Raw genomic sequence first — 12995 nt, 5'->3', positions numbered from 1 at the left:
CACCGCCACGCAGGGAGCACCGGCAGATGAAGCTCGGACTGACCACGATGACCGGCAAGCTCGTCGCCTCCGTCGCCGTCCTCGGCTCGGCCGCCGCCGTGGCCGGTCTCGGCACGTTCGGTACCTTCACGTCGTCGACCTCGGCCAGCACGAGCGTCACCACCGGCACCGTGAACATCGCCGTGGGCGCGGCGGGCACGGCCGCGAACCGGCTGACGCTGGGTGCCACCGGCGTGGTGCCGGGCGACACCATGCAGCGAGCGGTCGACCTGGTCAACGGAGGCAACCAGAACCTGGCCAGCGTGGTGCTCACGACCAACGCCACCTCCACCAGCTTGCTGGACACCGACGCCACCAACGGCCTGCAGATGGCCATCGACCGCTGCTCCACCGGCTGGACCGAGGCCGGCACCTCCCCCGCCTTCACCTACACCTGCGGCGGCGTCACCTCGGTCGTGCTGGCCAGCACCCCGGTGATCGGCGCCAACCTGGCCCTGAACAACCTGGGCACGCTCACCGCCGGTGCCACCGACAAGCTCCGCGTCACCCTGACGCTGCCCGCCGGCGCCGGCAACTCGCTCCAGGGCCTGAGCAGCACGGTGAACTTCACCTTCCTCGGCACCCAGCGAGCCGCCACGAACAAGTAAGAGTTCGTCCCCTCGGAGCCGACAACCACAACGGAAGCACTACCCACCGGGGAGGTCGTGGACATGGTCGTGGTCGTCACCGCGCCGGTCCGCGACCTCTCCGAACCGGTTTCCCCCGCATCGGTCTCGTTCGACGAGATCGTGCGGGGGACGGGCCGTTGCGGCGATCTGGGCCTGGGGACCCGGACGCCCGCCTCCGTCACCCTCCTCCCCCGCGCCCGGTTCACGGGCACCCGTACCCAGAAGCTCCTGGGCAGGCTCTTCTTCCAGCTCGGGAACATCGTCAGCTCGATGGCTTTCGCGCTCTTCCTGTTCCTGGCGGTGGGCCCGCACCTGTTCCCGTACCAGACCATGACCATGCTCACCGGCAGCATGGTCCCGACGATCAATCCGGGGGACGTGGCGGTGGACACCCAGGTCTCGGTGTACGACCTGAAACCGGGTGACGTGATCACCTATCGCATCCCGGTCGACGACAACCGGATCGTCAGCCACCGCATCGTCTCGGTCACCGGCGAGCCCGACGGCAGCCTCACCGTCCAGACCAAGGGCGACGCCAATCCGGACAACGACCCGTGGAAGGCCAACTTTCCCGGCGGCACGATCTGGCGCGTCGACACCGTGATCCCGAAGATGGGCGAGGGTATCCGCTGGTTCCGGCAGCCGGGCGTCGCGAAGGTCGCGGTCTACGTGGCCCCGGCCCTGGTGTCCCTGATGCTCCTGTCGGTGATCTGGAAACCGGCCCGGCGCAAGCGTTCCGAACCGGACCCGCACGACGTCCCGTTCACCGGGAGCGGTGCCCGATGATCGCCGCCCTGCGCCGGCACCCTCTGCCGATCGCCCTGGCGGCAGTGGTTTTCGTGCTGCTCAGCCCGTTCCAGGCCCAGGCGGCCTGGCAGAGCGCCTCCTCCGTCAGCACCTCGGTGGGCACCGCCACCCTGGCCCCGGTCCCGTCAGCGAGCGCGGTCGCGGGTCTGAACAACTGCGGCCTCGGGACGCAGGGAACCGTGACAGTGTCCTGGACGATCACCCCGGCCGCCTTCGCCACCGGCTACCAGATCACCCCCGTGCGCAACGGGACGCCGCAGACCCCGATCACCGTGAGCGGGCGGTCCACCCTGACCGCCCAGGTGCCGGTGGACCGGGCCCTCCTGGGAACGCTCCCCTACACGTTCATGGTGCGGGCCGGCTTCGCCAACTGGACGAGCACGGCGGTGACCACGAACTCCGCCTCGTGCGGGCTCCTGATCGGGGGGCTCTGAGGCTCAGTACGTGGTCGGCAGGCCCGCGTGCTGCCCGGCCGACTGCGCCGGGTCGAGAGGGGCCATCCGGTAACCGATTCCGCGTACCGTCTTGATGATCGGAACCCCGGCACCGGCCACGTCCGAGAGCTTGCGGCGCAGGTTACCGATGTGCACCTCGACCACGTGGTGGTCCGACCACTGCCCGCCCCACACGATGTTGAGCAGGGTCTCCCGTCGCCAGACCCGGCGCGGGTTGCCCGTCATCGTGGCCAGCAGGTCGAACTCGATCTTCGTGAGCGGCAACTCGGTGCCGGCCAAGGTGGCGATGCGGCCCTCGACGTCGATCGTCAGGCGACCGTGCCGCAGGATCGTGTGGTCGTCGGGCACCATGGGCAGTCCCGGCCAGGGCGGGGCATCGGGTACGGACGCCCCTCCCGGGGTTCCGTACGCGTGCCGCCCCTCGCCGGTGCTCCGGGGAAGGGGAACACCGTGGCGCGGAGCGGGATTCAGGTAGCTGCGGGGCTCGGGAGCGGGACGCTCCACGCGACGCGGGCGGCGGAACATCGCGGCCACCCGGGCCTGCACCTCACGCGGGCTGAACGGCTTGGTCACGTAGTCGTCCGCGCCGGTGGCCAGGCCGACCAGGCGGTCCGCCTCGTCCGAGCTGGCCGTGATCATGATGATGTACGCGTCTGTCAGTTCCCGGATCCGACGGCACACCTCGACGCCGTCGAACCCGGGAAGGACAAGATCGAGTGTGATCAGGTCCGGGTTGCTCTCCCGCACCAGAACCACTGCATCGTGCCCCGTCGTCGCCTCCGACACCGTGAAACCGGTGGACTCCAGCGCAGCGCGCAGAATCATCCGGGTCTCCGGGTCGTCGTCCACGATGACAGCGGTTCTCACCCCCTCGACCATGAGGGGTACTTCGCCCCGGTCACCCCAGGGATGAAGGTCAGCGGCCGGGTTCAGCCCGAACGGCCGGGGGTGCGTCACTGTACGTGCGCGTAGCAAACCCTCGGCAGATCAGGCCTTTTGACCGAACTCGCCGGTGAAGAACGAACTGCGCAGCATCGCCCGCAGCCGCAGCAGCTCCTCGGCCGTGGTGTTCGCCGACAGCTGCAGCGGGTCGGGCATCCAGTCGATCAGCAGCACGTGCCCGGCCTCGTGCGGCGCCGGCACCCGGCTGACCGCGCAGATCCAGGCGATCACGTCGGCCGCGGTCTGCGCCGTGCCCGCGCTGATCCCGATCGCCTCACCGCTGCGGTGCAACGCCAGCACCGCACCGCGCGCGCTGCCCGGCTGGTGCAGCCCGGGCAGGTGCAGGTACGCCGCGAGCACGTCGGCCACCTGCCCCTGCGCCCGCACCTGCACGGCGTCGGGCCACACGTGCGGCGCCAGGTCGGCCAGCAGCGCCCCGTCGAACCGGAAGCGGCCGCCGTTCACCGCGAGCATCGCCTCGATCATGACACCACCACCACGATTCCCGGGATCGCCAGCCGGTCCATCCGCGCCTGCACCGACTCGGCCACGCGCGGGTCGGAGACCACCACCTCGACCGCCCGGAACGGGTTGCCCGGGTAGTTGACCGCCGTGGTGAACTCGATCAGCCGCCGGTCGAGCTCGAGAGCGGCCCGGTGGCGCACCATCTCGGGCAACGTCGAGGGCAGAGTGCCGGGAACCGTCCACGACGAGGCGCCCGAGTACCACAGGCCGAGCACGCACAGGCCGTACCGCAGCGAGCGCTCGGTGGTGCCCGACGACCAGATCTCGGGCCGGTTCGACACCATGAACTCGTAACGACCACAGGACTGGGCCCGCCACCGGGCGCCATCGCCCTCGGGTTCCGGCTCGTAGCGGTCGAGACCGTTGAGGTAGGCCGTGAACTCGCGCTCGGCGTCCGGGCTGAGCGGCGAGAGCAGGCGCCCGTCGGCCAGTTTCAGCGCGGGCAGCTCCTCACCGGGCACCCGCCTGCACACCGCGGGCAGCACGTCGGGCTCTTCCTCGTCTTCCAGCTGCACCGAGCCGGCCCGGATCTGGCGCCGGCGGCGTTCGAGGAACGAGCGCGGGTCGGCGCGGAAATCGCCCACGGCGGCCCGGATCGCACTGCCCGACGGACGCGTCTCGGCCCGGCTGGGCAGGGTGCCCGCGAGCAGGCAGCCCAGGTCGACGAGGGCGCCCGAGAGGCTGGTGCCGCGCAGGTAGTCGCCCACGGACGCGCGGCCCTGGGGCACGGGACGGCGACTCAGGAAGGTGTTGCGGTAGCCCAGCGCCGACCAGTCGGCCCCGCCGGCCAGGAGCACGACCAGGGCCACCAGCAGCACGACCCACACCGCGCCGTCGAAGCCGTGCACCCCGGCGCGCCAGCGGTTCTCGACGATCTGCCCCGGCCAGGTGAGGCCCTCGGCGGCGGCCCCGGAGACCCCCTGCGCCCAGTACGGCCCGAGCAGCGCGGCCGTGGCCAGCATGACCCCGATGCCGATGCCGCCGGCCAGCCGGTTGCGCCAGAGCGCGGCCCGGGTGTCCGGGTCGGCGGCCAGCTGGATCGCCTCGGCCCGCACCCAGCGCACCATCACCCCGGCGGCGCGGCCCCGGCTGATCGCGGTCCAGCGGGCGGCGCCCGACCCCGGGCCGCTGCGCCGCACGGCCGCGAACACCACGCCCAGGTCGCGCCCGGCGAAGGCGACGACCGAACAGGCGGTGGCGACCAGCCAGACCAGGGCCGTGACGGTACGGGTCTCGCTGGTGCCGGCCCAGCGGGTGGCCCGGCCGGCCCAGGCGTCGGCGGCCTGCACCGGGTGGAACGGGTGGGGCACCGGGTCGGGCTCGAGCTCGGCGGCGTTGCGCAGCCGCCCGGCGTCGACCAGCAGGGCCAGCACCAGCAGGGCGAGGAGCAGCCAGACCGGGACCCGGCCGTGGGCGCTGACCGTCCAGCCCCAGTCGAGCAGCGGGGGCCGGGCCCCGGCGAGCGCCGGGCCGACCTGCACCGAGACCGCGAGCCACCACATCAGCACCGGCCAGAGCACCGCCAGGCCCAGCCAGAGCGCGCGGCCCACGATCGTGAGCCCGGCCTTGCGGGCGTGCCGGCGGGCGGCCACGGCGAACCCGAGCGCGGCCCCGGCGAGGCCCGTGAGCACCGGCTGACCGGTGCCGGAGAACAGCCGGGCCGGCGTGTCCAGGTCGAGAAGGTGCAGGGTGAGCCCGAACCCGGCCCCGATCACCACCCCGGCCAGCAACCAGTCGGCCATCGACAGCCGCCGGGCCCGGGAGGGCACCAGGGCGGGGAGGGCCAGAAGGGGAACGAGAAGAAGGGACTGCTGGGCAACGGCCGCCATCACGGTGCCGTGGGCCAGCACGGGCAGTGACGAGCCGACGGTGTCCTCGAGGCCCCAGCCGGCCGCCGCGACGAGCACGGCCCACGGCAGTGAGGCGAGCAGGAGCAGCACGACCGACGACCAGGAGAGGGTCTTGGTGCGGGCGACGACGAAGCCGAGCAGCACCACGCCCAGGCATCCGAGCACCGCCGCCGGGCCGGACCGCCAGTCGGGCAGCACCGCGATCAGGAGCAGCACCGGCAGGGCCAGCCAGGCCGCCAGCGAGCGGGCGACCCCGACCCGGCCTCCGGGTTTCTGGCCGGCGAGGGCGCGCGCGGCCACCGGCCGCGGCGGTCTGGACGGCGTGCCGGCGGGGCGCGAGGGGCGCACGTCAGTAGTGGCCGGGGTGGCCGGGACCCCGGCCAGAACCCCGGGTGGACGGCGCATGGTGCCCATGGCGCGATAACGCTCCTGTTCCGAACAGCCCGCCAGTTCCGCGCCGAGATCACTCGGCGAGAGCACGATTCTGACGTATCGGTGGATGCCGTGGCCATCTCATCACTCTGTGCACCCACAGCGGCACACCCCGGGGAGACCCGGGAGTAGCCCCAGGGTCCCCCGGGTTCGGCCCCCGGGATGCCCGGGCCACCCTGGGGTCCGACCCTGATCCGCCCCGGGACGTAGGTCTCTAGCGTTCTAGGTGTTCTTCCACGAACTCCCGGAGGCCAGTAGCCATGACCGTTCTCGACGTGATCGACGCGACCGACCGGACGCGGCTCTACCAGGTCACCGACACCGAACCGACCGTCGCCGACCTGGTCCTGGCCGCCCGTCGCGGTGACCGCCGCGCCTACGAGCAGCTGGTGGAGCGTCACCAGCGTCAGGTGTGGGCGGCCGTGCGGGGCTTCCGCCTGAGTGACGCCGACGCCGGCGACGCGGTGCAGATGACCTGGCTGCGGCTCGTGGAGAACCTGAACCGGCTGAACGACCCGGAGCGGGTCGGCGCCTGGCTCACCACCACCGCCAAGCGCGAGTGCCTGCGCCTGATCCGGCGCCGGGGCCGCGAGGTCGGCACCTCCGACGAGTTCTTCGCGGCGGTGCCGGACGAGTCCAACCCGACGCCCGAGAAGCAGATCACCGACGACGCGATGACCGAGGTGCTCTGGGGTTTCGTCGACGAGCTGCCCAGCCGGGGCGCGCACCTGCTGCGCGCGGTGACCAGCTCGGACCGCCCGGCCTACGCCGAGATCTCGAAGCAGACCGGAATGGCGATCGGCAGCATCGGCCCGACCCGCGGCCGCTACCTCACCCGCCTGCGCAAGCGCATCGAGGAGTCGGGCCTGGACGCCCACGCCTGGCGCTGAAGAGCTTTTTCGTGGGGGCGCGCGGGGCACTGTGGAGGGTGTGAAACCCGCGCTGGGGGAGGAAGGACGCCGACGGGATCAGGGGCCCGTCGGCGTCCTTCGCTTTGCCGACGAGCACCCGAGGCGGGCCGAGAGTCGTGGTGCGGCAGGCGCGTCCACCATTTGATGTAGAGCTGCCGATGGTGGACGCGCCGGTCGCCGACAGCGGTCGGGTCACCCGGGAGCGTCGGCGAGTTGGGTGAGATCGCCGCGCGAGCGCAGCCCGGTCTTCCGGTAGACGTTGCTGAGGTGGTACTCGATCGTCTTCTGGCTCAGGAACAGCGCCGCGGCGGCCTCGGAGTTGCTCAGCCCCCGGGCGACCACCATGGCGACCTGGAGTTCCTGGGGCGTCAGCTCGGCGGCGATACCGGTGCCCCGCTCGAGGGTCTCGCCGGTGGCCTTGAGCTCGTTGCGGGCGCGGTTGGCCCAGCTCGGTGCGTCGAGCTGCTCGAAGATCTCGATCGCCTTGCGCAGCCGGGTGCGGGCCTCGGCGCGCTGCCGGCCCCGGCGCAGCCGCTCGCCGTAGTAGAGCAGCGTGCGGGCCCGCTCGAACGGCATCGGGAGCCGGTCGTGGGCCTCCAGGGCCGCCTCGAACGCCTCTGCCACCTCCGCCTTGCCGTTCGCCAGCAGACCGCGGCAGCGCCAGGTGCGCGCGATCAGCATGTCGGAGCGGACACCGGGAGGCGCCTCGTAGACCGCGATCTCGTCGAGCAGGGTCTGGGCGTCGGCGGTGCGGCCGGCCCGGGCGTAGGCCTCGACCAGGTCGAACGCCCAGGGCACGATGCTCTGGTCGCGGGTGTTCACGGAGACCGGCAGCCGGCCCGTCTCCTCCAGCCGGGCGATGGCCTCGTCCAGGTCGCCCTCGCCGAGCGCGAGCAGGCCCAGCACGTGGGTGGTCTGGAGCCTCATGCCGACGGCGTCGTACTTCGTGGTGATCTCGTTGATCAGCCCGATCATCTTCAGGGCTTCCTTCGAGCGGCCCCGCACCGCGTGGTTGCGGGCCACGAAGTACATCCCGTAGACGTTGGCCTGCCGGGTCTCCTTGGCCAGCTCGACGCTCTCGTCGGCGTGCACCTGCGACTCGCGCCAGCGGCCGAGGCGGAACGCCAGCTCGGCGGCGATCGACAGGGCCTGGGGCAGCACCCCGAGGGCGCCGTTCGCCCGGGCCTCGCTGATGATCGCGTCGAGCAGCTTCCCGGCGAGGGCGTAGTCCTCCAGCCACATCGCGATGAACGCCGAGTGGGCGAACTCCTGGGCCCGGGGCAGGGGCGAGACCTCGAGCAGCGGCGGCACCACCTGGGACAGCAGTTCCTGCCCCTGCGCGCGGTGGCCGTTGATCACGAGCGAGCCGCTGTAGGCCACGGCCGCGACCAGCCGGGCCACGCCCTCGGTGCCCTCGCTCAGCTCGAACGCGCGCTTGGTGGCGGCGAGCAGCTCGACCGGCTCGCCCAGCATGAAGTGGGCGATGGCGGCGTCGGCGTACATCAGCGAGGCGCGCGCGGCGTCGACCTTCTCGACCTCGTTGGCGCCGTCGATCATCTCGGCCAGCGCTTCGCGCGGAAGCGCCCGCCACATCCGCATGTAGCCGCGCATGTGCCGGATCAGGGCCCGCAGCTTGGGGTCGGTGGCCAGTTCCAGGGCCTCGTCGAGCAGCGGGATCATCTTGCCGCTGCGCCCGGCCAGCTGCCAGCACCGGGCCGCCCGCAGCAGCAGCGCGGGCCGGGCGGCGGGGGCGCAGAACCGGGCGGCCTGCTCGAAAGCCCGGGCCGCCTCCCGGTTTCCACCACGGTAACGAGCGCGGGTACCGGCCTCGGCGAGCAGTTCGCTGACCCGCTCGTCGGGCGGCAGCGCGGCCTGGGCCAGGTGCCAGGCGCGGGCGTCGGCGGCGGCCTCGCCCGGCACCTGGGCCAGCGCCTGGGCCAGCGCCGAGTGCGCCGCGGTGCGCTCGTGCAGCGTGGCGGCCGAGTTCAGCACCGAGCGCATCAGCGGGTGCCGGAAGTCGACGTGCTCGTCGTCGGCCAGGATCAGCCCGGCGTCCTCGGCCGGGGCGAAGTCGGCCAGCTCCAGCCCGATCACCCCGGCGGCGCGGCGCACCACGTCGGTCTGGCCACCGCCGGCCGCGGCCACGAGCAGCATCGCCTGACGGGTGCGGCCGGGCACCTCGGCGAGCCGGGCGGCGAGCGTCTGGGTGAGGCGGGTCGACTGGGCCGGCACCGGGTGCCCGCCCGAGGCGGTGCGACCCAGGGCACCCACGAGTTCCTGGATGCCGAGCGGGTTCCCGGCGGTGTCGGAGTAGATCTGCTCGATCTCCTCGGGCGAGGCCGAGGGACGCAGGGTGCGGCACAATTCGCGGGCGTCGGTCTCGGTGAGGCCCCGCAGGGCGAGCTGGGGCAGCCCGGCGTACTGCCGGTCGAGCACCCCGGCCCGGTCGGGCTCGGTGCGCAGCGCGGCGAGCAGGCCGATGCCGTCGTTGGCCAGGCGCCGGCCGGCGAAGAGCACGGCCTCGCGGGACGAGACGTCGAGCCACTGCAGGTCGTCGATGACGACGAGGAGCGGAGTGTCGGCGGCCGCGGCGGCGAGCACGCCGACCGTGGCGGCGCAGACCGAGAACCGGTCACCGGCCACCGGCGGGCCGAGGGAAAGGGCGCTCTGCAGGGCGGCGGCCTGCGGCGGCGGCAGCGTCTCGAGCAACCCGAGCACCGGGCGGATCAGGTCGGCCAGGCCGGCGAAGGGGATGTCGGACTCGGACTCGAAACCGCGCACCGACAGCACGCGCATGTCCTGGGCCTGCTCCTGGGCATAGCCCAGCAGAGTGCTCTTGCCGATACCGGCTTCGCCATGGATCACGAGAGCTGCCCCGCGGCCCTCCCGCACGCCGCTGAGCAGTTCGTCGATCACCACTCGTTCGGCGATCCGTCCGAATACCATTCGTCGAGTCTAGGTGAGGATTCAAACTGGTTTAGCACGTTCTGAACCCTTGGTGTGCATCCGGTTGATGGGAATACCCCAGGGTCGGACCCTGAAGCGGATCGCTCCCCCACGCCCTAGCGTCGGGGGGTCGGTCCATTCAGACCTCTCCGTATTGCGTTCGGTAATGACATGAACACTCTACGGTGAACGCCGGGTCCGGACGACAGCATTTCGGAATTCATTTTCCCAGGGAGGGGACCCATGCGGTCGCGAGAGAGCAGCGACCCGGTGGCACCGGTCGGCCGGCTACGGCGCCTGGGCGCCGGCCCGGCACACCGGCCCGGGACGCCCGAGAGCGGGCCGGGGCACGATCCGGAGCACGGTTCGGACCCGGGAGAACTCGACATCATCGCCGCCAACCGATCCGGCCGGGCCACCGGCCTGACCGTCTGCACCCCCCTGCCCCGCCGCTGGGCGCCGCTCGTGCGCGCGGTGCTGCGGGTTAAGTCGTGGGCGGGCCCCGATCCCACGTTGCGGCGCCTCGCCTTCATCCACGTGGCGCACTGGGTTCTCATCGACCGCTTTCCGGGTGACACGAAGCCACGCCGCTACAGCTATCTGATGTTCGTGAGCAATTTCAATGGCTCGTGGCTCGACTACATCGATGCGTTCTCCCGGGCGATACCGCACAAGATGTTTCTGCTCTGGGGATCGGCGTTCGGTTTCCCGGGCCCGATGCCGCCGAGGCCGTTCACCGATTACATCCGCGGCAACGACTGGCGGCTGGCGCACTACTTCTCCGCCTACCCCGGCGCCACGGCCACCGAGATCGCGTCCGCCCTGCGGGTGCGCCAGGGCCTGACCGAGCACCTCCCCCGTCACCAGAAGCTCGAGGACGTCGACAACGTGCAGCTGGCGCGCGCCTGGCGCAGCCTCCTCGCCGACGTCCAGCGCGACCTCTAGAGCCTCTCCGCATTCCCTGGAGCCCTGCCATGCCCACCCGCGAGAAACCCCGTCAGCTGCTGCGCCGCGTCCTGCCCGGCGCCGTGGTGCGCCGCCTGCCCGCCGGACTGGTGCACGAGTACATCAACCCCCCGGCCAGCCGCCAGCGGGTGCTGACCGTGATGGCGCTGGTCCCCGACCCGGCCCTGCCCGACCTGCAGCGCAACCTGGCCCGGATCCGCAGCACCGCCAGCCCCTTCCTCGACGTGCCGGGCACCCACTTCGCCCGCCTGGCCGTGATGGCGAGCCACGAGTTCCGCCCGCAGCCGAGCCCCGACCGGGCCCGGATGGGACGCGTCGCCCGGCTCGTCGACCTGGTCATGCACGGCGGACGACACCAGGAACCGGACCCGCCCCACACCTCGTACCTGCTGTTCGCCGCCAGCTACGACGGGGTCGGCGGCACCGAGGACGAGGACCTGGCCGTCTACGCCGAGCACCTGCGCACCGGTCTGGGCGAGCACGCGGACCGGATCTGGCAGTACTGCGAGGGCTACCCGGGGCGGGACGACGCCGACGCGTTCCGGCAGTTCCTGGTCGACCACACGCTGCGATCGGGCTACGTGTTCTCGGCCAGCGACGCGGAACCCTCGGTGCAGGACGTGCGTTCGGCGCTCGACCTGCGCCGGCGGGTGGCCGCGCTGGCCGTCGAGACCGAGGGCCTGAGCGACGACGAGCTGGCCGAGCGGCTGCGGGCGGAATGGGCCGCGCAGACCGAGACCGCGCTCGTCCCGCCGCTTCCCGACACCGCCGAGGAACTGCTCAGCCAGCTCGACGACGACCTGGCCGACCTCACCCCCGGCGACCTGAGCCTGCCCGCAACGCGTTTCGGGCACCGGCGGGCCGACCGGGTGGAGACGCCCGCGGGCGCCCTGCCCCTGCGCTACCCGGAGCAGCGCCGCGCACCGGTCGCCTCCGACCAGCCGGTCGAGCGCCTCGGCACCGGGAGCCCGGCCACCGACCCGGATCTCACCGACGTGCAGAACCTGGTCTCGTCCGGGTACCCGCGCCACAACGCGGCCCGGCACATCATGCTCGAGGTGACCGACGCGTCCGCCGCCCGGACCTGGCTGGGCCGCCTCGTCGACGAGATCCCGACCGCGGGCTGGGCCGAGCACCTCGTCGACCGGCTGGGCCGCGACGTGGAGGGTGCCGACGCCGGCACCCCCACCCGCGAACGTCCCAGCTCACCCACCTTCGCCGCGCACCTGGCCGTGAGCTACGCGGGCCTGGGCGCGCTCGGTGTGCCCCCGGCCGAGCTCAGCGGGCTCCCGGTCGAGTTCACCACCGGCATGGCCGGGCGCGAGGCCGGACTGCTCCCGGGCACCGGAACCAGCACCTGGCAGGCCCCTTTCACCGGACCGCAGCCCCCTCACCTGCTGCTCATGGTCTCCGCACCGAGCCACGAGATCCTGAGCGCCGAGCTGGCGGCCCGCGACGGCCTCTACCCCGCCGACGGCTCCGGACTGCGGGTGCTCGACGACATCGAGGCCGGCCGGATCGCCGACGCCCCGACCCCCGACGGTGCCCGCGCGGCCGGTTTCCGCGAGCACTTCGGCTTCGTCGACGGCCTCTCCCAGCCCCGCGTCCACGGCGTCACCACCGGTCGTCACACCGCCGAGCTCCCGCCCGGCGAGGCTCTTCTCGGCTACCGGGACGTCGACGGGGACACCAGCGGCGCCACGGTGGCGGCCACACTCGGGCGGAACGGGAGTTTCCTGGTCTGGCGCAAGCTGGAGCAGGACGTGACCGGGTTCGACGAACTGACGGCCGATCTCGCGGAGAACCTGGCCGGCAAGGTGCCCACCGGTACCGACGCGAAGGAACTGGCGGCGGCGAAGCTGATGGGGCGCTGGCGCGACGGGACGCCGATCACGCTGTCGACCGACGGACCGCGCCCGGCCCTGGCCCGGCAGACGTTCAACTACCAGGCCGGTGACCCGGAGGGCTTCGGCTGCCCGGTCGGTGCGCACGTGCGGCGGGCCAACCCGCGCGACTCGCGGCCGGTCGACCCGGATCCGGACCGGGTCGCGGGCGGCAGTGCCGATCTGGAGGGTACGCTCGCGCTGCGGCACCGCATGCTGCGACGCGGGATCCCCTACGGCAAGCCGGTTTCGGCGGGCGCCTGGGCCGGTTCCGAGGTCTCGGACGCCTCGCCGGACGACGAGCGCGGCCTGCTGTTCGTCGCGCTCGTCGGCGACATCCAGCGTCAGTTCGAGTTCGTGCAGGCGCACTGGATGAGTGACGGCAACGCCTTCCGGCTGGGCAGCGACCGCGACGTGATCTCCGGGGCGGCGCCGAACGGGTGCAAGTTCGTGGCTCAGGGTCCGCACCCGACGTTCGTCGAACAGCCGAAGCAGATCGTCACCTGCCGGGGCGGTGAGTACTTCCTGCTGCCGGGCATCGCGGCGCTGCGCCGGATCGCCGCGTACTGAAACTGCTTTTTGATGGAGGACGTTGTGGAGACTCGAGTCT

At 72.4% G+C, this 12995-nt stretch carries 10 protein-coding genes; 6 read left to right on the top strand and 4 right to left on the bottom strand.

Annotated elements, in window-relative coordinates:
* The first annotated feature begins 26 nt into the window (after window positions 1-26).
* The 3 genes from J2S57_RS13560 to J2S57_RS13550 all read left to right on the top strand — a co-directional run bounded on the left by J2S57_RS13560 (window position 27) and on the right by J2S57_RS13550 (window position 1909).
* Window positions 27-647, top strand: coding sequence for a TasA family protein (locus J2S57_RS13560; RefSeq protein WP_307242351.1), 621 nt, complete (start codon window positions 27-29; stop codon window positions 645-647).
* A 63-nt stretch (window positions 648-710) separates the two neighbouring features.
* Complete coding sequence (locus J2S57_RS13555; protein ID WP_307251030.1) at window positions 711-1454, top strand: signal peptidase I; 744 nt, start codon at window positions 711-713, stop codon at window positions 1452-1454.
* A complete protein-coding gene (locus tag J2S57_RS13550) occupies window positions 1451-1909 on the top strand; it encodes a hypothetical protein (protein ID WP_307242349.1) in 459 nt (152 codons plus the stop codon). Before J2S57_RS13555 ends, J2S57_RS13550 begins: the two co-directional genes overlap by 4 nt.
* Before the next feature lie 3 nt (window positions 1910-1912).
* On the opposite strand, the gene J2S57_RS13545 is transcribed toward J2S57_RS13550, so the two are convergent.
* The 3 genes from J2S57_RS13545 to J2S57_RS13535 form a co-directional block, all read right to left on the bottom strand.
* Window positions 1913-2797, bottom strand: a complete 885-nt coding sequence (locus J2S57_RS13545) for a response regulator transcription factor (protein WP_307242347.1) — start codon at window positions 2795-2797, stop codon at window positions 1913-1915.
* A gap of 120 nt (window positions 2798-2917) precedes the next feature.
* On the bottom strand, window positions 2918-3358 hold the full coding sequence (locus tag J2S57_RS13540; protein ID WP_307242345.1) for a hypothetical protein: 441 nt from the start codon (window positions 3356-3358) through the stop codon (window positions 2918-2920).
* A complete protein-coding gene (locus J2S57_RS13535; RefSeq protein WP_307242342.1) occupies window positions 3355-5727 on the bottom strand; it encodes a hypothetical protein in 2373 nt (790 codons plus the stop codon). The genes J2S57_RS13540 and J2S57_RS13535 overlap by 4 nt, the downstream gene beginning before the upstream one ends.
* Window positions 5728-5939: 212 nt before the next feature.
* Between J2S57_RS13535 and J2S57_RS13530 the strand changes: the two genes are divergently transcribed.
* Window positions 5940-6569 (top strand): RNA polymerase sigma factor, encoded by a 630-nt coding sequence (locus tag J2S57_RS13530; RefSeq protein WP_307242339.1) that lies wholly within the window; start codon window positions 5940-5942, stop codon window positions 6567-6569.
* A gap of 213 nt (window positions 6570-6782) precedes the next feature.
* Here the strand turns inward: J2S57_RS13530 and J2S57_RS13525 are convergent, their stop codons facing one another.
* On the bottom strand, window positions 6783-9536 hold the full coding sequence (locus J2S57_RS13525) for a helix-turn-helix transcriptional regulator (RefSeq protein ID WP_307242337.1): 2754 nt from the start codon (window positions 9534-9536) through the stop codon (window positions 6783-6785).
* A 243-nt stretch (window positions 9537-9779) separates the two neighbouring features.
* On the opposite strand from J2S57_RS13525, the gene J2S57_RS13520 reads away from it, so the two are divergent.
* Together J2S57_RS13520 and J2S57_RS13515 are read left to right on the top strand one after the other, a co-directional pair.
* Complete coding sequence (locus tag J2S57_RS13520; protein ID WP_307242335.1) at window positions 9780-10481, top strand: hypothetical protein; 702 nt, start codon at window positions 9780-9782, stop codon at window positions 10479-10481.
* Between the two features lie 29 nt (window positions 10482-10510).
* A complete protein-coding gene (locus tag J2S57_RS13515; protein WP_307242333.1) occupies window positions 10511-12955 on the top strand; it encodes a Dyp-type peroxidase in 2445 nt (814 codons plus the stop codon).
* Window positions 12956-12995: the final 40 nt, after the last annotated feature.

It is taken from the genome of Kineosporia succinea, from assembly GCF_030811555.1.
In the GTDB taxonomy this organism is placed as follows: domain Bacteria; phylum Actinomycetota; class Actinomycetes; order Actinomycetales; family Kineosporiaceae; genus Kineosporia; species Kineosporia succinea.
This window is presented reverse-complemented; position numbering and strand designations above follow the sequence as displayed.

What these genes read in the sequence shown, in the direction of transcription:
- J2S57_RS13560 (WP_307242351.1), top strand. Translation starts at nt 27, where the DNA reads ATGAAGCTCGGACTGACCACGATGACCGGCAAGCTCGTCGCCTCCGTC.
- J2S57_RS13555 (WP_307251030.1), top strand. Translation starts at nt 711, where the DNA reads ATGGTCGTGGTCGTCACCGCGCCGGTCCGCGACCTCTCCGAACCGGTT.
- J2S57_RS13550 (WP_307242349.1), top strand. Translation starts at nt 1,451, where the DNA reads ATGATCGCCGCCCTGCGCCGGCACCCTCTGCCGATCGCCCTGGCGGCA.
- J2S57_RS13540 (WP_307242345.1), bottom strand. Translation starts at nt 3,358, where the DNA reads ATGATCGAGGCGATGCTCGCGGTGAACGGCGGCCGCTTCCGGTTCGAC.
- J2S57_RS13530 (WP_307242339.1), top strand. Translation starts at nt 5,940, where the DNA reads ATGACCGTTCTCGACGTGATCGACGCGACCGACCGGACGCGGCTCTAC.
- J2S57_RS13525 (WP_307242337.1), bottom strand. Translation starts at nt 9,536, where the DNA reads ATGGTATTCGGACGGATCGCCGAACGAGTGGTGATCGACGAACTGCTC.
- J2S57_RS13520 (WP_307242335.1), top strand. Translation starts at nt 9,780, where the DNA reads ATGCGGTCGCGAGAGAGCAGCGACCCGGTGGCACCGGTCGGCCGGCTA.
- J2S57_RS13515 (WP_307242333.1), top strand. Translation starts at nt 10,511, where the DNA reads ATGCCCACCCGCGAGAAACCCCGTCAGCTGCTGCGCCGCGTCCTGCCC.